Source organism: Pseudomonas sp. St29, from assembly GCF_001547915.1.
Lineage (GTDB): Bacteria > Pseudomonadota > Gammaproteobacteria > Pseudomonadales > Pseudomonadaceae > Aquipseudomonas.
On sequence record NZ_AP014628.1, the window covers coordinates 4,890,284 to 4,910,547 of the forward strand.

Sequence of the window (20,264 nt, forward strand, 5' to 3'; positions counted from 1 at the left end):
CTGCCTCACGCTGAAACGGTTATTCCACCAGGAAATTCAAGCACTAAGCACAGAAAGCCGGATAAAACTCAAGACTATCGAACCTGCTGCAGATGCCCGTAAAGCTTGGCATAAAGGCCGCCATCGGCAATAAGCTGCTGATGGTCGCCATCTTCGGCAATCTGCCCGCCATCGAACACCAAAACCCGGTCTGCCTGTTTTACCGCCGACAGGCGATGAGCAATGATCAGCGTAGTCCGCCCACGCAGAAAGCGCGTCAAGGCCTGATGCAGGTTGTATTCGGTGGCGGCATCCAGGGCTGAGGTGGCCTCGTCTAGGATCACCACCTTGGGCTCGGCCAGGACCATCCGTGCAATGGCCAGGCGCTGGCGCTGGCCACCGGACAAACGCACCCCGGAGCGTCCGACCACGCTGTCCAGTCCCTGCGGCAAGGCCCTGACGGTGGCGTCCAACTGGGCAATTTCCAGAGCCTGCCAGCAGGCGCTGTCACTGCGCTCGCGCCCCATGGTCAGGTTGGCGCGAATGGTGTCGTTGAACAGCGCAGGATGCTGCAGCACCACGGCGACGTTATCGCGCACGGTTTCCAGGCCGATTTCCTGCTGGGTCGCACCACCAAAACGGATCACTCCGGTCTGCGGCGTGTACAACCCCAGCAGCAGCTGCACCAGGGTGCTCTTGCCACCGCCACTGGCGCCGACGATGGCCACCTTTTCGCCAGGCGCAATGGACAGGTTCAGGTTGTCCAGCACCCGTTCATCGCCATAACCGAAGCTCAGGCCGCGGACCTCGATGCCCACGGTTTCGCAGCCCAGGAACGGATCCGTACCACCGCTGTACTGCGGCTCGTCGGCCCGCGCCAGCAACTCGTTGATCCGGGTCAGGGCCCCGCCGGCGGCGTAGTAGGCGTATTGCAGGTTCAGCAACTGCTCCACCGGGCCGATCATGAACCACAGGTAGCTGAACACCGCCAGCATCTGGCCGATGGACAGGTCGGAGAACAGCACCGTGAGCATCGCGGCGGCGCGGAAGATATCGATGCCGAACTGAAACAGCAGGCCGCTGGCCCGGCCCGAGGCATCGCTCTTCCACTGCGAGGCCACGGCATAATCGCGCACCTCTTCGGCACGCCGCCCCAGGCGACCGAGAAAGTAGCCCTGACGGTTGCCGGCTCGAATTTCCTGAATCGCCTCCAGCGTCTCGGTCAGCGCCTGGGTGAACCGCGAGGTGCTGTCGTTTTCCAGTTTTTTCAGGTGCTTGACCCGCTTGCCCAGTTGCACCGTGGCAAAGATCACCAGCGGGTTGAACAGCAGGATCAGCAGCGCCAGCTTCCAGTGCATCCACATCAGGATGCCCGCCGTGCCCACTAGGGTCAGCATGGCCACCAGGAACCGGCTCAGGGTTTCCCCGACGAACTTGTCCACGGTGTCCAGATCGGTGACCAGGTGGGTGGTCACCGTGCCGCCCCCCAGGCTTTCGTATTCCCCCAGGGAAATACGCTTGAGCCGCTCGATCAGGCGCACCCGGATCCGGTAGACGATGTCCTTGGCCAGCCCGGCAAACAGCCGAGCCTGGACCACGTTGAACACCAGGGCGGAGCAACGCAGGATCAGGGTCGCCAGCAGCATCAGGCCGATGTAGCCCGCCGCGCTCTGCCAGCCGCCCGGCAGCAGGCGGTTCATCACTTGCAGCGCAGCGTCGCCATGCCCCAGCAGCACCTCGTCCACCAGCAATGGCAGCAACAGCGGAATCGGCACACTGCACAGCGTTGCCAGCACGGCCACGCCGTTGGCGATCCACAGCGACTTCCGGTGGTGCAGGGCCAGACGGCGGATCTCACCCCAGCTCAGACGATCGACGGTTTTGCCGGGGATGCTGGATTCGACCGGCTCAGGCACAGGCGGCGCGCTCCAGCCAGCGGCCAAGCAACGGCGACAACTCGCTCAGCGGCTGATAGCCATTGGTCAGCAGCGCCAACTGGCCATTGCGCTCTGCCAGCAAGGTCGGAAATCCGGCGATTCCCAGGTCCTGGACCCAGGTGAAGTCCGCCGCCGTGGCCGCGTGCTGCTCGGCCCGGTCGAAGGCTTCGGCGAACTCGATCCGCGGAACCCCGGCCTGCTCCGCCAGCTCGACCAGCACACTGGCCAGGGTGACATCACGGCCTTCGACATAGAACGCCCGCTGGATCAGCCCCAGCAGCCTCCAGGCGCAGTCCGGGGCCAGGCTCCGGGCGGTGACGATCGCCCGGCAAGCCGGCTCGGTGTCGTAGACAAAGCCATCGGGCAAGGCGCCTTCGAAGGTGAACGGCTGGCCTGTAGCCTGCTGCACCGCCTGCCAGTGCTCAAGAATGTAGCGCCGGGTGTTGGGTTCCAGCGCCGAGCCGCTCCCGGTGCGCAAACCGCCCACCACCAGATGCAGCTCGACACCGGCAGCCTGGGCCTGCTCTGCCAGCGCCTGGGCCACGGGCGCAAAACCCCAGCACCACGAACACATCGGGTCCATCACATAGAGCAGGCGGGCAGACATGGCTCAAGCCTCGGAGGAAGATTGCTTGTAGTTGTAACCGATCGGGTGCGGCATGTTGCGCGCCTTGGCCAATTCGATCTGCTTCTGCCGGTCGATGGCACTGCGGCGGGTCTTCTCGCTCAGCTTGTCCCAGCAATGCGGGCAGCTGATGCCGGGCACATAGTGCTCGGACGCCCGATCCTCGACGCTCACCGGAGTCCGGCAGGCATGACATTGATCGTAGTCGCCTTCGCTCAAGTCGTGGCGAACGGTGACCCGGTTGTCGAACACGAAGCAGTCGCCCTGCCACTTGCTCTCCTCTTGAGGCACCTCTTCGAGGTACTTGAGGATCCCGCCCTTGAGGTGGAACACCTCGTCGAAGCCCTCGCTGAGCATGTAGCTCGAAGCCTTCTCGCAACGGATGCCGCCGGTGCAGAACATCGCCACCTTCTTGTGCTTGCTTGGGTCGAAGTTGGCTTTGATGTAGTCCGGAAACTCGCGGAAGCTGGTGGTCTTGGGGTCGATGGCGCCTTCGAAGGTGCCGATGGACACTTCGTAGTCGTTACGGGTGTCGATCAGCAGCACTTCCGGATCGCTGATCAGGGCGTTCCAGTCCTGGGGCTCGACATAGGTCCCGACTTTCTTGTTGGGGTCGACGCCGGGCACGCCAAGGGTGACGATCTCTTTCTTGAGCTTGACCTTGGTGCGATAGAACGGCTGCTCGTCGCAATACGACTCTTTGTGATCGATATCGACCATGCGCGGATCGTTCTTCAGCCAGGCCAGCAGCCCGTCAATGCCTTCGCGGCTGCCGGAAACCGTGCCGTTGATGCCTTCTTCGGCGATCAGCAGGGTGCCCTTGATGCCGTTGTCGAGCATGGCCTGCAACAGGGGCTCGCGCAGGCTGACGTAATCTTCGAGGGTGACGAACTTGTACAGTGCCGCCACGACAATGGGTTGTGTCATGGGAAATCTCTCCAGGTGGCTACCCTCGTAAAGGGTGAACCGGATGCAAAAAAAAACGCGCCGGCATAAGCGGCGCGTTGCGGATTCTATCAGAAAGGCAGCCTCAAGCTCCAAGCGGCAAGCCGCACCTGAGTGACCTCAGAACTGCGGCGAGACGCACCCGCTCCTATCGACCACCGGCGCAGGTCGGCGAGGCCGGAGCCACACCGATCTTCGACCACTCCTCGGGGGTGTAGGTGTGCAGCGCCAACGCATGGAGCTGGCCCATCAGCTCACCGAGGGTGGCGTAGACCTTCTGGTGACGCTTGACGCTGTTGAGGCCGGCGAACTGCTCGCTGACCAGTACCGCCTTGAAGTGGGTTTCCAGGCCACGGCTGTGCATGTGGCTTTCATCCAGCACTTGCAGGTGCTCGGGCTGCAGGGCTGCGAGCGCCGCTTCGATACGTTGTTGCATGGTCATTGCGGGCTCCGCTTACTTCTTCTTCGCCGGAGCCGCCTTGGGCTCGAGCTCGGCGGTCATGTCGGCCAGCAGCTTGTTCACCACCGGCACCGCGCTTTCCAGCTTGGCCTGGGTCATCTGCGCCGATTGCTGGGTCAGCTGGGGCATTTTTTCCAGGACTTTCTTGCCCAGTGGCGACTGGTAGAACGCGACCAGGTCCTTGAGCTCGGACTCGCTGAAGTTGCTGGTGTAGAGCTTGACCATGTCCGGTTTCAGCTTGTTCCAGCCAATGGCCTGATCCAGCGCGGCGTTGGCCTTGGCCTGGTAGGTTTCCAGCAGAGCGCGTTTGGATTCCGGGGCTTTGGTCTGTTCAAAACGCTGGGCGAACATTTGCTGGACTTGCATGTACACCGGCGTACCGAGCTTGTCCGCATGGGCCAGGGTCAGGAAGGCCTCGGCACTGGCGTTGTGGCTGGCGGTATCGGCAAGAACCTGGCCGCTGGCACACACCAGAACAACCGCGGTACAGATGGCACGAAAACGGGTCATCGAGTTTCCTTTTCTAGCAGGCGAGGTAAAACCCCAAGGGCGCCCATTCTGCGCCTATTAATCCGCGTCCCTCAACCCCACGCCCCAGCGACCCCGGTTTTGCCCGGATAACCGACACAAAACCTCCACGCACGGAACCCGGGCCGCAGATCAGGGCCTAAACTGGCCAGTCAGACTTGGAGGAATGTCACGATGAATCGAATCGAAACCGACAGCCTGGGCCAGGTTGAAGTCCCGGAACAAGCCTATTGGGGCGCACAGACCCAGCGCTCGCTGATCAACTTCGCCATCGGCAACGAGCGCATGCCCCTGGCCGTGCTGCATGCCCTGGCCCTGATCAAGAAAGCCGCCGCCCGGGTCAATGATCGCAATGGCGATATCCCCGCCGACATCGCCCGGCTGATCGAACAGGCAGCCGACGAAGTGCTGGCCGGCGAGCATGACGATCAGTTCCCCCTGGTGGTGTGGCAGACCGGCAGCGGCACCCAGAGCAACATGAACGTCAACGAGGTCCTGGCCGGGCGGGCCAACGAACTGGCGGGCAATCCCCGGGGCGGCAAGTCTCCGGTGCACCCCAACGATCATGTCAACCGCTCGCAAAGCTCCAACGACTGCTTCCCCACCGCCATGCACATCGCGGCGGCCCAGGCCGTGCAGTTCCAACTGCTGCCGGCGATCACCGAGCTGTCCGGCGGCCTGGCCGAACTGTCGGCCCGGCACATGAAGCTGGTGAAGACCGGACGCACTCACATGATGGATGCCACGCCCATTACCTTCGGTCAGGAAATCTCCGCCTTCATCGCTCAACTGGGCTACGCCGAACGGGCCATCCGCAGCGCCTTGCCGGCAGTCTGCGAACTGGCCCAGGGCGGCACCGCGGTGGGCACCGGGCTGAATTCGCCCCACGGCTTCGGTGAAGCCATCGCCGCCGAACTGGCCGCGCTGTCCGGCCTGCCGTTCGTCACCGCCCCCAACAAGTTCGCCGCCCTGGCCGGCCACGAGCCGCTGACCACCCTGTCCGGCGCGCTGAAAACCCTCGCGGTGTGCCTGATGAAAATCGCCAACGACCTGCGCCTGCTGGGCTCTGGCCCGCGGGCGGGGCTGGCCGAAGTCAAGCTGCCGGCCAACGAACCGGGCAGCTCGATCATGCCCGGCAAGGTCAACCCGACCCAGTGCGAAGCCCTGTCGATGCTCGCCTGCCAGGTGATGGGCAACGACGTGGCGATCGGCTTTGCCGCCAGCCAGGGCCATCTGCAGTTGAACGTGTTCAAGCCGGTGATCATCCACAACCTGTTGCAATCGATCCGCTTGCTGGCCGACGGCTGCAGCAACTTCCAGCAGCACTGCATCACCGGGCTGGAACCGGATCCCCAGCAGATGGCCGCGCACCTGGAACGCGGCCTGATGCTGGTGACCGCGCTGAACACCCACATCGGCTACGACAAGGCCGCCGAGATCGCCAAGAAGGCCTATGCCGAAAACCTGACCCTGCGCGAAGCGGCGCTGGAGCTGGGCTACCTGACCGATGAGCAGTTCGATGCCTGGGTCCGCCCGGAAAACATGCTGGAGGCCGGAAAACAGGGTTAGCGCGGCGTCTTGTTCGCTGGCCAGCCAGTCCCTACAGACGGGTTGCTGCAGGAACTGACTCGCCAGCGCAGCTCACCCCGCCGCGATCCGCTGCCGCCGGGCGCGCAACCCCGCCATCAATGACGGCCCCAGGGCCGTCAGCGCCGACCCCAGCACCACCAGCAGCGCCCCGCCATAACCCAGGCCGTTGATCTGTTCGGCCTGCACATGCTCCGGCCAGACCCAGGCCGCCCACGCCACCGCGGCAAAGGTCACCAGGGGCGTGATCGCCAGGGTCGCGCTGACCCGCGACGCCTCCCAATGCGCCAGGGCCTCGGCAAAGGCACCGTAGGCGATCAGGGTATTCAGGCAACAGGCGAGCAACAGCCAGCCTTGCAGGGGGCTCAGCTCCAGGGCTTCCAGCGGGTGTACCCAGGGCGTCAGCAGCAAGGCGCAGAACAGGTAGATCACCATCATCACCTGCAAGGAATTCCACACGCTCAACAGCTGCTTCTGGCCCAGGGCATAGAAGGTCCAGACCGCGGAAGCGGCGAGAATAGTCAGGACGCCGGCGGTGTAGTCACTGAGCGAGGTCAGCAGCTCGGTCAGCCGTTGATTGAAGAACAGCCCGAAGCCAATCAGCAGCACCAGCAACCCCAGGCCCTGCCCCAGGCTGAACCGCTCCTTGAACACAAACACACTGGCAATCAGCAACAGGATCGGTCCCATCTGCACCACCAGTTGCGCGGTGCCCGGGCTCAGCAGGTTCAGGCCCATCAGGTACAGCACGTAGTTGCCCACCAGGCCCAAGACCGAGATCGGTACCAGCCATATCCCTTTCGGGCCGAGCAAGCGCCAGCGTGGCAGGCGCCTGACCGCCGCCAGATAGAGGAACAGGCAGCCGCCGGACACCAGCAGGCGAAACCAGGTCACGGTGACCGGGTCCATCACCAGCAGCACTTGCTTGAGCTTGATGGGCAGGATGCCCCACAACAGCGCGGTCAACAGGGCCAGGAACAGACCGTAGACCCAACGACCGGACGAGACGTGCATGCGAACCCCAAAAAGCCGTGCCAATGAGGTGCACATTCTAGGCCTGCGCCAACCCTCGACACAGTGACAGTTGGCGACCCAGCGCAAACAGAATTGTGCAGGTCGCAAACCGGCCCCGCAGGAGCCGGCTTGCCGACTCCGCGAAAACTAGCGCACGGCTTCGAACAGCCCCGTGGCGCCCATGCCACCGCCCACGCACATGGTGACAATGCCGTAACGCAGGTTGCGCCGCTGCAATTCACGCACCAGATGCCCGACCTGGCGCGAGCCGGTCATGCCGAACGGGTGGCCGATGGAGATCGAGCCGCCATTGACGTTGTACTTGGCGTTGTCGATCTCCAGGCGGTCGCGGGCATACAGGCACTGCGAGGCAAATGCCTCGTTGAGTTCCCACAGATCGATGTCATCCACCTTCAGGCCCTTGGCCTTGAGCAGCTTGGGCACCGAGAACACCGGGCCGATGCCCATCTCGTCCGGCTCGCAGCCGGCGACGGTAAAGCCACGGAAGAACGCCTTGGGCTTGAGCCCCAGGGCCAGGGCCCGTTCCAGGCTCATCACCAGGGTCATGGAGGCGCCATCGGACAGCTGCGAAGAGTTGCCCGCGGTCACCGAACCGTCCTCGGCAAACACCGGCTTGAGGGCCGCAAGGTTTTCCAGGGTGGTATCCGGGCGGTTGCAGTCGTCACGATCCACTACACCGTCGAGCATCTGTACTTGCCCGGTGTGCTTGTCTTCGACGTGGTACTTGACCGTCATCGGCACGATCTCGTCGCGAAACAGGCCGTCGGCCTGGGCCTGGGCGGTACGCTGCTGGCTTTGCAGGGAATACCGGTCCTGGGCTTCACGGCTGACGTTGTAGCGCCGGGCCACCACCTCGGCGGTCTGGCCCATGGGGAAGTAGATGCCCGGCACCTGCTCCTTGAGCAGCGGGTTGATCAGGTTGTCGGTGTTGACGCTCTTCATGGTCAGGCTGATGGATTCGACACCACCGGCAACGATGATGTCGCTGCAGCCGGAGGCGATCTGGTTGGCGGCGATGGCGATCGCCTGCAGGCCCGAGGAGCAGAAACGGTTGAGGGTCATGCCCGCAGTGCCGGTACCCAGGGCCGAGAGCACCGCGACGTTGCGGCCGATGTTGAAGCCCTGGGCCCCTTCATTGGAACCGGCGCCGACGATGCAGTCCTCGACGCTGGCCGGATCGATGCCATTGCGGGCGAGCAGCGCATTGACGCAGTGCGCGGCCATGTCATCCGGACGGGTCTGGTTGAACTTGCCGCGAAAGGACTTGGCCAGGCCAGTCCGTACGCTGTCGACGATCACCACTTCACGCATGACGCACCTCATTGTTGTTGGCAGCAGGAAGAGCCTCGAGCATAGATGCCCCTCCCTCGCCGCCGCGACAATCATTCACTGGGCGTATGCGCGACCATCGGCCTACTTCTTGTCCTTCCGGTCTTTCTTGTCGTGCTTGTCGGAGCGCTCGAAGGCGGCTTCCAGGGCACGGTTGATGGTGCGCAGAACCTTGACCCGGGCCCAGCGCTTGTCGTTGGCTTCCACCAGGGTCCAGGGCGCCACTTCGGTACTGGTACGGTCGACCATGTCGCCGACGGCAAGGCGGTAATCGCCCCATTTATCGCGGTTGCGCCAATCGTCCTCGGTGATCTTGAAGCGCTTGAAGGGAATCGCCTCCCGCGCCTGGAAACGCTCCAGTTGCGTGTCCTTGTCGATGGCCAGCCAGAACTTCACCACGATCACCCGGGCATCGGCCAACTGCTCCTCGAAGTCGTTGATCTCGCTGTAGGCCCGCAGCCAGTCAGCGGGCTGGCAGAAGCCCTCGACCCGCTCCACCAGGACCCGGCCGTACCAGGAACGATCGAAGATGGTGAACTTGCCGCGCGCCGGAATATGCCGCCAGAAACGCCAGAGATAGGGCTGCGCGCGTTCGTCTTCAGTGGGCGCGGCAATCGGCACGATGCTGTATTGGCGCGGGTCCAGGGCCGCGGCGACCCGACGAATGGCGCCGCCCTTACCCGCCGCGTCATTGCCCTCGAAGACCGCCACCAGGGCGTGCTTGCGCATGCGCTTGTCCCGCAGCAGACCGGCCAGGCGCGCCTGCTCGGTAATCAACTGCTCCTCGTAGTCGTCCTTGTCCAGGTGCTGGGTCATGTCCAGGCTGTCCAGCAGACTCAGCTCATCCACCGCTGTCGGCAACGGCGCGGCGTTGACCTGGGCCGGTCTCAGCGGCTGGCGGTTCAAGGCATTCTGCAGGCCCTCCAGAAGGATCCGGCCCACGGTAAGGCTGCGGTAATGCGGATCGACACCCTCGATCACATGCCAGGGCGCATAGTCGCGACTGGTACGCCGCAGGACCCGTTCGCCGTACTTGACGAACTTGTCGTAGGTTTGTGACTGCTGCCAGTCCAGCGGGCTGATGCGCCAACTGTGCAGCGGATCATCCTGCAAGGACTTGAGGCGGTCCTTCATCTGTTTCTTGGACAGGTGAAACCAGAACTTGAAGATCAGCGCGCCTTCATCGCAGAGCATCTTTTCCAGGCGTTCGGCGCCATTGATCGCCTGGTCCAGGCGCGGGTCCTTGATCTGGCCATGCACCCGGCCCTGGAGCATCTGGCTGTACCAGTTGCCGAAGAACACCCCCATGCGGCCCTTGGCCGGAAGCATCCGCCAGTAGCGCCAGGCCGGTGGTCGCGACAGTTCTTCATCGGTCTGCTGGTCGAAGGTGCGCACTTCGATCAGCCGCGGGTCCATCCATTCGTTGAGCAGCTTGACCGTCTCGCCCTTGCCCGCGCCCTCGACGCCATTGATCAACACAATCACCGGAAACCTGGCCTTCTGGCGCAGCTCGAACTGCGCCTCGAGCAAGGCCTCGCGCAAGGCCGGCACTTCGGCATCGTAGGTTTCTTTGTCGATGGCGTGACCGATTTCAGCGGATTCGAACATGGGTGGCTCCTTCCAAGAATTGTCCAAGACTAGCGGATCGGCCTCGGCCAAGGAAAACAAATCCCCGACCCCGCTCAGCCTTGCCGTGGATCAGGCACGGCGCCGGCGATCGGCTAGAATGGCCGCCTTGCGCCAGACGAGCCAAACATGACACCTGAACTGCCCCACGCCCAGCTCGACTGGGACGACCAAGGACGCCCGCGCTCGCGGGTCTTTGATGACGTGTACTTCTCCAGCGACTCGGGCCTGGAGGAAACCCGCCATGTGTTCATCGAACAGAACCGCCTGCGGGAACGCTTTGCCGACTTGAATGCCGATGCGCGATTCGTCATCGGTGAAACCGGCTTCGGCACCGGGCTGAACTTTCTCTGCGCCTGGCAGTTGTTCCGGCAGCAGGCGCCGACCACTGCACGGCTGCATTTCGTCAGCGTGGAAAAGTACCCCCTGAGTCCGGCCGATCTGCAACGGGCCCTGGCCCTGTGGCCGGAACTGACGGAACTGAGCCAGCAGTTGCTCAAGCACTACGTCGCCGTGCACGGCGGTTTCCAGCGCATCGTGCTGGACGACGGCCGGGTCACCCTGACCCTGCTGATCGGCGACGCCCTGGAGCAATTGCCGCAACTGGACGCGCAGATCGACGCCTGGTTTCTCGACGGCTTCGCCCCGGCGAAGAACCCCGACATGTGGACCCCGGAACTGTTCGCCGAACTGGCGCGCCTGGCGGCACCGGGTTCCACCCTCAGCACCTTTACCAGCACCGGCTGGGTACGCCGCCTGTTGAATGCGGCGGGTTTCAAGATGAAGCGCACCCCGGGCATCGGTCGCAAGTGGGAAGTGCTGCGCGGCGAATTCCTGGGCTGGCCCGAGGACAGTCCATCGCCGGCACAGGCCAAGCCGTGGTTCGCCCGCCCGCCGGCCCAGGCCAAAACCGCCCTGGTGATCGGCGGCGGCCTGGCCGGCTGCGCCAGTGCGGCCAGCCTTGCCGCCCGCGGCTGGCAGGTGCAATTGCTCGAACGCCACGAACAACTGGCCCAGGAAGCCTCGGGCAATCCGCAAGGGGTGCTCTACCTCAAGCTCTCCGCCCACGGCACTGCGCTATCGCAAATGATCCTCAGCGGTTTCGGCTACACCCGGCGCCAGCTGGAACACCTGCAACGTGGCCTGGACTGGGACGGCTGCGGGGTACTGCAACTGGCCTTCAATCCCAAGGAAGCCGAGCGCCAGGCGCAGTTGGCCGCGGCCTTCCCCGCCGACCTGCTGCGGCGGCTGGGCCAGCCAGAGGCCCAGGCCCTGGCCGGCATCGGCCTGGAACACGGCGGCCTGTTCTACCCCGAAGGCGGCTGGGTGCATCCGCCAGCGCTGTGCCAGTGGCAGGCCGATCATCCGCAGATCCAGGTCCTGGCGCACCGGGAAGTGCTGGAGTTACGCCGGGTCGATCAGCAATGGCAAGCCTGGGACGGCGAACGGATGCTGGCCAGTGCGGCGGTGGTGATCCTTGCCGGTGCCGCCGAAATCAGGCGCTTCCCGGCCAGTGCCGAATTGCCCCTCAAGCGCATTCGCGGGCAGATCACCCGCCTGCCGCAGACCGCGCAAAGCCAGAGCCTGGCCACCGTGGTCTGCGCCGAGGGTTACGTCGCTCCGCCGCGCCTTGGGGAGCACACCCTGGGCGCCAGCTTCGACTTCAAGAGCCAGGACCTGACCCCGACCAGCGCCGAGCATGCCGGCAACCTGGACATGCTGCGGGAAATCTCCAGTGATCTGCTGCAACGCCTGAACGCCGAGCAACTGCCCCTGGACCGCCTGCAAGGTCGTGCGGCCTTCCGTTGCACCAGCCCGGACTACCTGCCCATCGTCGGCCCCCTGGCGGACCCGGCAGCGTTCGCCGACACCTACGCCGCCCTGGGCAAGGACGCGCGCCAGGTGCCGGACCTGCCCTGCCCCTGGCTCGATGGCCTGTACATCAACAGCGGCCACGGTTCTCGCGGCCTGATCACTGCGCCACTGTCCGGCGAACTGCTGGCCGCCTGGCTGGAAAACGAGCCGCTGCCACTGCCCAGGAGCGTGGCCGAAGCCTGCCATCCCAATCGCTTTGCCCTGCGCCGCCTGATTCGCGGCAAGGCCTGAGACAGAGCGCCAACCCCGGGTGTTGAAGAGCGCCGCCGGCCCTTGGCCGAACGCAAAACCGCTCTTCACGCCTCAGCACCACCGGTCGGCTTATAACCGATCGGTCTAAAACTCCCGAGTTATGCACAGGTCAGTTTCCAGGTAGCCGCCGTTTTGGCGACTGCGGATCGACTCTCCCCAACGGAAAAACCGGTAAGGACTTATGTGCGGATTAGCTGGCGAATTACGCTTTGATCATCAACCTGCCGACCTGGCAGCGGTTGAACGAATCACTCATCACCTGGCCCCCCGTGGCCCCGACGCCTGGGGCTTTCACAGCCAGGGCCCGATCGCCCTGGGCCATCGACGACTGAAAATCATGGACCTGTCGGACGGCTCGGCGCAGCCCATGATCGACAACCAACTGGGCCTGTCCCTGGCCTTCAACGGCGCGATCTACAACTTCCCCGAATTGCGCGCCGAACTGGAAGCCCGGGGCTATGCCTTCCATTCCGGCGGTGACACCGAAGTGCTGCTCAAGGGCTATCACGCCTGGGGCGCCGACCTGCTGCCCAAGCTCAACGGCATGTTCGCCTTCGCCATCTGGGAGCGCGACGCCCAGCGCCTGTTCATCGCCCGCGACCGCCTCGGGGTCAAGCCTTTGTACCTGTCGCGCACCGGCCAGCGCCTGCGCTTCGCCTCGGCCCTGCCGGCCTTGCTCAAGGGCGGCGACATCAACCCGATTCTCGATCCGGTGGCGCTCAATCACTACCTGAACTTCCACGCCGTGGTGCCGGCGCCACGCACCTTGCTGGCGGGCATCGAGAAACTGCCACCGGCCACCTGGATGCGCATCGAAGCCGACGGCCGCACCGAACAGCAGACCTGGTGGTCCCTGCCCTACGGCCCCCGTGCCGACGAAACCCAGCTGACCCTGGAAGACTGGACTGACCGGGTGCTCGAGAGCACCCGCGAGGCGGTGGCCATCCGTCAGCGGGCGGCGGTGGATGTCGGCGTGCTGCTGTCCGGCGGTGTCGATTCCAGCCTGCTGGTGGGCCTGCTGCGGGACGTCGGGGTGGACGACCTGTCGACCTTCTCCATCGGCTTCGAGGATGCCGGCGGCGAACGCGGCGACGAGTTCCAGTACTCGGACCTGATTGCCCGCCACTACGGCACCCGGCATCACCAGTTGCGCATCGACGAGGGCGAGATCATCGACCAGTTGCCGGCGGCGTTCCGCGCCATGAGCGAACCGATGGTCAGCCACGATTGCATCGCCTTCTATTTGTTGTCCCGAGAAGTGGCCAAGCACTGCAAGGTGGTGCAAAGCGGCCAGGGCGCCGACGAACTGTTCGCCGGCTACCACTGGTACCCTCAGGTAGACGGCGCCAGCGACCCGTATGCTGCCTACCGTGCGGCCTTCTTCGATCGCAGCTACGACGACTACGCGGCCACCGTGCAGCCGCAATGGCTGACGGCACACGACGCCGCCGGCGACTTCGTCCGCGAGCATTTCGCCCAACCAGGCGCCGACGCGCCTGTGGACAAGGCCCTGCGCCTGGACAGCACGGTGATGCTGGTGGATGACCCGGTCAAACGTGTGGATAACATGACCATGGCCTGGGGCCTGGAGGCGCGCACGCCGTTCCTCGACTACCGCCTGGTGGAGCTGTCGGCCCGGGTGCCGGCACGCTTCAAGCTGCCGGACGGTGGCAAGCAGGTGCTCAAGGAAGCGGCGCGGCGGGTGATCCCCAGCGCGGTCATCGACCGCAAGAAAGGCTACTTCCCGGTGCCGGGCCTCAAGCATTTGCAGGGCGACACCCTGAACTGGGTGCGTGAACTGCTGCTGGACCCAAGCCAGGATCGCGGCCTGTTCAACCCGGCCATGCTCGATCGCCTGCTGACCGATCCCCAGGGCCAACTGACCCCGCTGCGCGGCTCCAAGCTGTGGCAACTGGCGGCCTTGAACCTGTGGCTCAGCGAACAAGGAATCTGACCGATGAAAGCCAATGCCACGGCTTACAGCCAACGCCTGCTGCGCGGCCAGGCGCCCTCCTATGAACGTCTGCAAGCGCGCTTTGCCGAAGATGGCAGCGAACCCGGCAACGCCCCCATTGCCCTGCACTGCGGCTGGGGCCGACTGCTGATCGGCCACACCTTTCCCGATCCCGGCAGCCTCGCCGCGGAACTGCTCAACGAGCAGCCCGGTGAACGCGACATTGCTCTGTATGTGGCCGCGCCGCAGCAGGTGCTGGGCCTGGAACCGACGCAGCTGTTCCTCGACCCTTCCGACACCCTGCGCCTGTGGTTCAGCGACTACCGCCAGGCCACCCGGGTGTTTCGCGGCTTCCGCATCCGTCGCGCGCAAAGCGAGTCCGACTGGCAGGCCATCAACCGCCTGTACCAGGCGCGGGGCATGCTGCCCATCGACCCGCAACGGCTGACCCCGCGCCATCAGGGCGGTCCGGTGTACTGGCTGGCCGAAGACCAGGACAGCGGCGCGGTGATCGGCAGCGTCATGGGCCTTGATCATCACAAGGCCTTCCAGGACCCGGAGCACGGCAGCAGCCTCTGGTGCCTGGCGGTGGACCCCGATTGCAGCCGCCCGGGCGTGGGCGAAGTGCTGGTGCGGCATCTGATCGAACACTTCATGAGCCGCGGCCTGAGCTATCTGGACCTGTCGGTGCTGCACGACAACCGCCAGGCCAAGAGCCTCTACGCCAAGCTGGGCTTTCGCACCCTGTCGACCTTTGCCATCAAGCGCAAGAACGGCATCAACCAGCCGCTGTTCCTCGGCCCCGGGCCCCAGGCGGACTTCAACCCCTATGCACGGATCATCGTCGAGGAGGCCCATCGCCGTGGCATCGATGTCCAGGTGGATGACGCCGACGCCGGGCTGTTCACCCTCAGCCACGGCGGTCGCCGGGTGCGCTGCCGGGAATCCCTGAGCGACCTGACCAGTGCCATCAGCATGAGCCTGTGCCAGGACAAGAGCCTGACCCACAAGGTGCTCAAAGAGGCCGGCCTGAAGCTGCCCGCCCAGCAATTGGCGGGCAACGCCGACGACAACCTGGAGTTTCTCGACGAGCACCAGCGAGTGGTGGTCAAGCCGTTGGACGGAGAACAGGGACAAGGCGTGGCCGTGGATCTGAGCACGATTGAAGAGGTGCAGCGCGCCATCGACCACGCCCGCCGCTTTGACAGCCGGGTGCTGCTGGAGAGCTTCCACGAAGGGCTGGACCTGCGCATCCTGGTGATCGGCTTTGAAGTGGTGGCGGCGGCCATTCGCCGTCCCGCCGAGATCATCGGCGACGGCCAGCACTCCATTGGCGCGTTGATCGAGGCCCGCAGCCGCCGACGCCAGGCGGCCACCGGCGGCGAAAGCAAGATCCCCCTGGACCAGGAAACCCAGCGCACCCTGCATGCCGCCGGTTACGACTACAACAGCGTGCTGCCGGCCGGGGAGCGGCTGTTCGTCCGACGCACCGCCAACCTGCACACCGGCGGCACCCTGGAAGACGTCACCAGCCTCCTCCATCCGGCCCTGGCCGACGCCGCCATCCGCGCGGCCCGGGCCCTGGACATTCCGGTGGTCGGCCTGGATCTGCTGGTGCCCGCGGCGGACCAGCCGGACTACGTGTTCATCGAGGCCAACGAGCGCGCCGGGCTGGCCAACCACGACCCGCAACCCACTGCCGAGCGTTTTATCGACCTGCTGTTTCCCCACAGCCAACCTGCGCCTTGATCCTTCGCCGGCAAGCCGGCTCCTACCCTCATTCGTAGGAGCTGGCTTGCCAGCGAAAGCCCTCTTCAGGCCTCTCACTGCCTCATCGAAACCATCGATGGCCTTTTTCATCCGGAGTTTCCATGACCCGTCAGATCCCCCAGCCCGATCTCGCTTACCTGCAGAAAGTCCTTCTGGAAATGCTCGCCATTCCCAGCCCCACCGGCTTTACCGACACCATCGTGCGTTACGTTGCCGAACGCCTGGAAGAACTGGGCATTCCCTTCGAGCTGACCCGGCGCGGCACCATCCGCGCCACCCTCAAGGGCCAGAAGAACAGCCCGGACCGGGCGGTGTCCGCGCACCTGGACACCATCGGTGCCAGCGTTCGCGCGGTGAAAGACAACGGCCGCCTGACCCTGGCCCCGGTGGGCTGCTGGTCCAGCCGCTTTGCCGAGGGCAGCCGGGTCAGCCTGTTCACCGACAACGGCGTATTGCGCGGCAGCGTGCTGCCGTTGATGGCCTCCGGCCACGCCTTCAACACGGCGGTGGATGAGCTGCCCATCAGTTGGGACCATATCGAACTGCGCCTGGACGCCTACTGCACCACCCGCGCCGATTGCGAATCCTTAGGTATAGGCGTGGGCGACTTTGTCGCCTTCGACCCGCTGCCGGAGTTCACCGAAAGCGGCCACATCAGCGCCCGGCACCTGGATGACAAGGCCGGCGTCGCCGCCCTGCTGGCGGCGCTCAAGGCCATCGTCGACAGCGGTGAGTCGTTGATGATCGATTGCCACCCGCTGTTCACCATCACCGAGGAAACCGGCAGCGGCGCGGCGGCGGCCCTGCCCTGGGATGTCAGTGAGTTCGTCGGCATCGACATCGCCCCGGTCGCCCCGGGCCAGCACTCCAGCGAACACGCGGTCAGCGTGGCCATGCAGGACTCCGGCGGCCCTTACGACTATCACCTGTCCCGGCACCTGCTGCGCCTGGCTGCCGAGCACGAGTTGCCGGTGCGCCGCGACCTGTTCCGCTACTACTTCAGCGACGCCCACTCGGCCGTGACCGCCGGCCATGACATTCGCACCGCCTTGCTGGCCTTCGGTTGCGACGCCACCCACGGCTACGAACGCACCCACATCGACAGCCTGGCGGCGCTCAGCCGCTTGCTCAGCGCCTACATTCTCAGCCCGCCGGTGTTTGCCAGCGATGCACAACCGGCCCAGGGTTCCCTGGACCGCTTCAGTCATCAGCTGGAACACGACACCCAGATGGAAAGCGACACGCGGGTGCCCTCGGTAGACAGCCTGGTGGGCAACAGGTCCTGAACCGCGACCCGGGGTTTGTGCGCGCTACAACTGGCGGCACGGCCCCGGGCGCAGTAGCATCCGGGATTGTTTTTCGGAGGCCCCCATGCTGATTCCCCACGACCAACTTGAAGTCGACACCCTGACCCGTCTGATCGAAGACTTCGTCACCCGCGAGGGCACCGACAACGGCGATGAGACGCCTCTGGAAACCCGTGTGCTGCGGGTTCGTCAGGCCCTGAGCAAGGGCCAGGCGGTGATCGTTTTCGATCCGGACAGCGAACAGTGCCAGTTGATGCTCAAGCACGACGTGCCCAAGGAGCTGTTCGACTGATGCCTGGACCGGCCCAAACCTTTGGGCCGGGATGCTCAACCGTTGGAAAAGCGCGGGCCGAACAGAATCACACTGGCCCCGATCACACACAGCAACAGCCCCAGCCAGTCCGAGCCCAGGGGCCGCACCCGATCCACCACCGCCAGCCAGCCAATGGATGCAACGATGTAGATGCCACCGTAGGCGGCATAGGCGCGTCCGGCGTAAGTGGCTTCGACTTTGGTCAGCAGCAGGGCGAACAGGGTCAGGCTGATCAGAGCGGGAATTACCCACAAGACGCTCTTGCCCTGGCGCAGCCACATCCAGAAGGCATAGCAGCCGACGATTTCAAACAGCGCGGCGAGGAAGAACCACAGGTAATTGAGCATGCAAGGTCTCGTCAGGATTGCCAGGTGCCGGCAACCCTAACGAGGCCAAGGGGGTGGAGCAAGCTCAGTGGGCCCCTTGTTTGGCCTTGGCGCGCATCTTGTCGGCCATCAGGGTCATTTCGTCGTACAGCGCCTGAGGGTTTTTCTGCTTCAGGGCCCAGGCCATGCGCCCCTGCTCGTGGGGGAGGATCATGAACTGGCCGGCGTTGACCTGGGTGTGGATGTAATCGGCAATCTGGGCGGCGGTAATCGGCGAGCTTTCCAGCAATTTGCCCACCTGGGCCTTCATGGCCGGGGTCGGACCACGGAAGGAATCCAGCAGGTTGGTCTGGAAGAACGACGGGCAGACCACGTGCACGCCGATTTCCTGCTGCGCCAGCTCGACCAGCAGGCTCTCGGACAGCGCCACCACTCCGGCCTTGGCCACGTTGTAGTTGCTCATCGCCGGGCCCTGCATCAAGGCGGCCATGGAGGCGATGTTGATGATCTTGCCCTTGCTCTGTTCCAGCAGCGGCAGAAAGGCCTTGCAGCCCTTGACCACGCCCATCAGGTTGATCGCGATCTGCCAGTCCCAATCCTCCAGGGACAGCTCGCTGAAGAAACCGCCCGAAGCCACACCGGCGTTGTTGACGATGATGTCGATGCCGCCGAACTTGACTTCGCAAGCCTGGGCAAACGCCGTCAACTGGCTGTAGTCACGCACGTCGCAGCGCTGCACGAAGCCGTCGCCACCAGCTTCGCGGACCCGTTTCAGGGTTTCCTGCAGACCCGCTTCGCTGACATCGGACAAGGCCAGCCGCCAGCCATCGCGGGCCCAGCGCAAAGCGATTTCGCGACCCAGGCCGGAGCCCGCGCCAGTGATCATCATGCGATTGTGCATAAGAGTTGCCTTGTTGTTCCGGGGAAGATGGGCCGCAGTGTAGCGAAGGCCCCTGCGCCACCCACGCACCATCAGGCTGCTGAATGCCCCGGGCAAACCACTGGCCGGGTGCACGGTGCCGCGCGACCGATGACAGACGCAAAGGAAATAACCCGGGCAGCGCAATGCATTAAAAAATTTGGAATTATCTCGATAGGCGCAGAGTCGGATTTATTAAGCGCTTGGCTTTATTCATAAAGCCAAGTTGTCCTTGAACAACTGTGTTGTTCAACTCTATTCAATTCAAGGAAACCACCATGGGCACCATTCTGATCGTCATTCTGATTTTGCTGCTGATTGGCGGCCTGCCTGTATTCCCCCACTCCAGAAGTTGGGGTTATGGCCCTTCGGGAATCATCGGCGTCGTGCTGGTGGTGCTCTTGGTGTTATTGCTGCTGGGCAGGATTTGAATCAGCCAGACCGCTTTAGCGTGAACTGACTACTGAAACAGCCAGCGTCCTGACGACAGGACGCTGGGCAGGGTTCACAGACGAGTGAAGAACCCCCGTTCATTCATACATGAACGTAACTGTGGCGTTGGCCAGGACATCGCCTGCCGTTACTTCCGGACCGTACTGAAAATAAAAGACGGTGAGCGGGATACTCAGCAATTCGCCATCGACAGTGGTTTGCGAAGTCTTGAATTCAGTGCGGGTGCTGAGCTCTTGCAGAATCGGGCTGCTGGCATCACCTTGTACCAGGAACAGGCCCACGCCCTTGGCCATGCCCTTCCCCTCGCTATTTTTTAGAATATGCAGGTTGCTGTTGAGCCCGGTGATGTAATAGGCAACCTTGACGCCTTTGTCACACTCAAGATCGATCGCAAACGACTTGGGGCCGATCGGAGTGGCATCCGGCTTGAACTTGCCCAGTGGAACAGTGGGCATGGTGACCGTTTGCACCGGACGGGCGACAGTACACCCCCTGCTCTGAGCGGTGTAGGACACGTTATTGAACAAAATCTCATTGCTCAGTTGGTTGTGATAATAAATCCTGATCTTGTGATCGATGAACTTTCCCGAACTGATGGTGCCGGTCTTCACCAGTTCGAACTTGAACTTGTGCGGTGGTAAATAGGCGTTGGGGGTTATTCGACGCTCGAACCTGGGCCAGTCCATATAAACCCCTCCCTCGTTGTACCAGTAAATCCGCATGCCAATCCCAGGCACTCCCGTCTCATAGACATGTTCATAGGCGGTCTTGGTAGCGCCACCGACAAAGCCGTAGTCAAACCAGAGTCCATCGCCGTTGCAGTTCATGGTGGTTTTGCCCTGGTCTATCTCCTTGACCAGGATAGTGCTGCCCACCGGAATATCGCGCGGAGGCTTGAGCATGGCGAAATCGGCACTGGTGAAGTGCGTCGCCAATGGCTCTCCGATGCATTTATTGGCCCAAGCGTGACCGCCATGAATGGTGGCAAGCAGTAACCAAGCCATTAAGGACCATCGATTGTTGAGCAGGACTTTGATACTCATC

The 20,264-nt window shown here is 63.7% G+C and carries 18 protein-coding genes; 7 read left to right on the forward strand and 11 right to left on the reverse strand.

What is annotated here, in order from left to right; genetic code table 11:
* Positions 1-74 precede the first annotated feature (74 nt).
* The 5 genes from PST29_RS21485 to PST29_RS21505 form a co-directional block, all read right to left on the reverse strand.
* Positions 75-1,871 (reverse strand): ABC transporter ATP-binding protein, encoded by a 1,797-nt coding sequence (locus PST29_RS21485; protein WP_173664442.1) that lies wholly within the window; start codon positions 1,869-1,871, stop codon positions 75-77.
* Positions 1,872-1,887: 16 nt separating this feature from the next.
* Entirely contained in the window at positions 1,888-2,490 is a 603-nt protein-coding gene (locus PST29_RS21490; protein WP_173655954.1) for a DsbA family protein, read from the reverse strand.
* A gap of 36 nt (positions 2,491-2,526) precedes the next feature.
* Positions 2,527-3,468, reverse strand: a complete 942-nt coding sequence (gene trhO, locus PST29_RS21495; protein WP_060844311.1) for an oxygen-dependent tRNA uridine(34) hydroxylase TrhO — start codon at positions 3,466-3,468, stop codon at positions 2,527-2,529.
* Positions 3,469-3,634: 166 nt separating this feature from the next.
* On the reverse strand, positions 3,635-3,928 hold the full coding sequence (locus PST29_RS21500; protein WP_060844312.1) for a BolA family protein: 294 nt from the start codon (positions 3,926-3,928) through the stop codon (positions 3,635-3,637).
* A gap of 12 nt (positions 3,929-3,940) precedes the next feature.
* A complete protein-coding gene (locus PST29_RS21505) occupies positions 3,941-4,456 on the reverse strand; it encodes a DUF2059 domain-containing protein (protein WP_042940787.1) in 516 nt (171 codons plus the stop codon).
* Positions 4,457-4,648: 192 nt separating this feature from the next.
* On the opposite strand from PST29_RS21505, the gene PST29_RS21510 reads away from it, so the two are divergent.
* A complete protein-coding gene (locus tag PST29_RS21510) occupies positions 4,649-6,043 on the forward strand; it encodes a class II fumarate hydratase (RefSeq protein ID WP_060844313.1) in 1,395 nt (464 codons plus the stop codon).
* 72 nt (positions 6,044-6,115) lie between these two features.
* Here PST29_RS21510 and PST29_RS21515 read toward each other — a convergent pair whose 3' ends face one another.
* The 3 genes from PST29_RS21515 to pap all read right to left on the reverse strand — a co-directional run bounded on the left by PST29_RS21515 (position 6,116) and on the right by pap (position 10,033).
* Complete coding sequence (locus PST29_RS21515) at positions 6,116-7,075, reverse strand: DMT family transporter (RefSeq protein ID WP_060840464.1); 960 nt, start codon at positions 7,073-7,075, stop codon at positions 6,116-6,118.
* A gap of 147 nt (positions 7,076-7,222) precedes the next feature.
* Positions 7,223-8,407 carry a thiolase family protein gene (locus tag PST29_RS21520; protein WP_060840465.1) on the reverse strand — a complete coding sequence of 395 codons (1,185 nt, stop codon included), beginning with the start codon at positions 8,405-8,407 and terminating at the stop codon, positions 7,223-7,225.
* A 102-nt stretch (positions 8,408-8,509) separates the two neighbouring features.
* Entirely contained in the window at positions 8,510-10,033 is a 1,524-nt protein-coding gene (gene pap, locus PST29_RS21525) for a polyphosphate:AMP phosphotransferase (protein WP_060844314.1), read from the reverse strand.
* 147 nt (positions 10,034-10,180) lie between these two features.
* Here pap and mnmC point away from each other — a divergent pair, with 147 nt between their 5' ends.
* The 5 genes from mnmC (at position 10,181) to PST29_RS21550 (ending at position 17,501) form a co-directional block, all read left to right on the forward strand.
* Positions 10,181-12,157 carry a bifunctional tRNA (5-methylaminomethyl-2-thiouridine)(34)-methyltransferase MnmD/FAD-dependent 5-carboxymethylaminomethyl-2-thiouridine(34) oxidoreductase MnmC gene (gene mnmC / locus PST29_RS21530; RefSeq protein WP_060844315.1) on the forward strand — a complete coding sequence of 659 codons (1,977 nt, stop codon included), beginning with the start codon at positions 10,181-10,183 and terminating at the stop codon, positions 12,155-12,157.
* Positions 12,158-12,359: 202 nt separating this feature from the next.
* On the forward strand, positions 12,360-14,132 hold the full coding sequence (locus tag PST29_RS21535) for an N-acetylglutaminylglutamine amidotransferase (RefSeq protein ID WP_060840468.1): 1,773 nt from the start codon (positions 12,360-12,362) through the stop codon (positions 14,130-14,132).
* 3 nt (positions 14,133-14,135) lie between these two features.
* Positions 14,136-15,881 carry an N-acetylglutaminylglutamine synthetase gene (ngg, locus tag PST29_RS21540; protein WP_060844316.1) on the forward strand — a complete coding sequence of 582 codons (1,746 nt, stop codon included), beginning with the start codon at positions 14,136-14,138 and terminating at the stop codon, positions 15,879-15,881.
* 122 nt (positions 15,882-16,003) lie between these two features.
* Positions 16,004-17,188 (forward strand): osmoprotectant NAGGN system M42 family peptidase, encoded by a 1,185-nt coding sequence (locus PST29_RS21545; RefSeq protein ID WP_060840470.1) that lies wholly within the window; start codon positions 16,004-16,006, stop codon positions 17,186-17,188.
* Positions 17,189-17,273: 85 nt separating this feature from the next.
* Positions 17,274-17,501 (forward strand): YheU family protein, encoded by a 228-nt coding sequence (locus tag PST29_RS21550; protein ID WP_025127101.1) that lies wholly within the window; start codon positions 17,274-17,276, stop codon positions 17,499-17,501.
* A 35-nt stretch (positions 17,502-17,536) separates the two neighbouring features.
* Here PST29_RS21550 and PST29_RS21555 read toward each other — a convergent pair whose 3' ends face one another.
* Positions 17,537-17,869: a YnfA family protein gene (locus PST29_RS21555; protein ID WP_060844317.1), complete on the reverse strand. Its 333-nt coding sequence runs from the start codon at positions 17,867-17,869 to the stop codon at positions 17,537-17,539.
* Positions 17,870-17,933: 64 nt separating this feature from the next.
* Entirely contained in the window at positions 17,934-18,749 is an 816-nt protein-coding gene (locus PST29_RS21560; protein ID WP_060844318.1) for an SDR family oxidoreductase, read from the reverse strand.
* A gap of 296 nt (positions 18,750-19,045) precedes the next feature.
* On the opposite strand from PST29_RS21560, the gene PST29_RS21565 reads away from it, so the two are divergent.
* The gene (locus PST29_RS21565) at positions 19,046-19,198 is read left to right on the forward strand and encodes a DUF3309 family protein (RefSeq protein ID WP_007945780.1); all 153 of its coding nucleotides are present in this window, start codon (positions 19,046-19,048) and stop codon (positions 19,196-19,198) included.
* A 99-nt stretch (positions 19,199-19,297) separates the two neighbouring features.
* Here PST29_RS21565 and PST29_RS21570 read toward each other — a convergent pair whose 3' ends face one another.
* Positions 19,298-20,263 carry a fimbrial protein gene (locus PST29_RS21570; RefSeq protein ID WP_060844319.1) on the reverse strand — a complete coding sequence of 322 codons (966 nt, stop codon included), beginning with the start codon at positions 20,261-20,263 and terminating at the stop codon, positions 19,298-19,300.
* Position 20,264: the final 1 nt, after the last annotated feature.